The organism is Anaplasma phagocytophilum (assembly GCF_023476575.1).
Lineage (GTDB): Bacteria > Pseudomonadota > Alphaproteobacteria > Rickettsiales > Anaplasmataceae > Anaplasma > Anaplasma phagocytophilum_A.
Genome location: NZ_JAHLEX010000173.1, coordinates 1 through 1047, shown reverse-complemented (window position 1 = coordinate 1047; position 1047 = coordinate 1). Strand labels below are relative to the sequence as shown.

Genomic DNA, 1047 nt, shown 5'->3' with positions numbered 1-1047 from the left:
TCTACAAAGAGAATGGATCTGCGCGCAATAGCAACAAAATTTCAGATACACTAATCACTTATTGATACTGAACATTATCCTCAAAATCACATTTTTGTGAATATGAAACTGAATGTGTTTCCACGATTTTAAAGTATAGCCATATGAAGCTTTATAAAAAAGGTTTTACCGAAAAAGAGTGGACTATAACTTCTTAGATAAAGAGAATTCTCTGTGATTAAATTCTGACTGCAATACAGCCGAAGTTTTATGTCTGATTAAGGCTAAAGGCTACATGATTATGTTTTTTAGGCTTTTCATCAACATAGCTTTTGTATTGAGAAGCACGGCTCTTACACCCTCTAAATATTTATTAATGTATGAAATTTATAAAGTAGTTAGCAAAAAAAAACTCTAGACTGTTTTTAGACTTGTTAATGGATCAAAAGATAATATACTAGAGCTATGGCTGTAAGGTGTCGGTATGGCAAATCGAAAGGCTCTTTCAACAAGGATAAGAAGTGTTAAGTCAATACAAAAGACAACTCGGGTGATGCAGATGATCTCTGCTTCAAAGTTTCGTACTGCGAGAGAGGGTTTAGGGCATGCTCGACGATACTGCGAGAAGGTGCTACACGAAGCAAAGGATCATAGTTGTAATAACATAGCTGTTGAAGGAGCTTCTGGAAAGTTGCTGGTTGTTTTCTCGTCTGATAGGGGATTATGCGGAGGATTTAATCACTCGGTTGCAAAGTTTCTGCGTGAGTATTTGCAAAACTCTGCAATAGACGAAGAGCTCAGCTTCCTTTTTATTGGTAAAAAGGCATATGATGCTGTAAAGAATGTGATAGCTGATAGCGGAAAGGTTCTGGGCGTTGTATCGCAGCCGAAGAATTTGGGATTTTGTGCTTTTAAAGGCTTTTTTTATTCATTGGGTATAGATTTCACAAGTTACAAGAGTGTTTTGGTTCTATATAGCAAGTTTCACGCCATAAATTCGCAGGAGCAAGTTATAGAGAATATTCTTATAGTTGATGACCCGAACGATTTCTACGGAAGTAAGGATAA

1 protein-coding gene is annotated in these 1047 nt (G+C 36.5%); it reads left to right on the top strand.

Going from position 1 to position 1047, the window contains the following annotated elements; genetic code table 11:
* Nucleotides 1-463: 463 nt before the first annotated feature.
* Nucleotides 464-1047: F0F1 ATP synthase subunit gamma (locus KPX09_RS05405; protein ID WP_249549321.1), on the top strand; the 584-nt coding region annotated here is incomplete at its 3' end.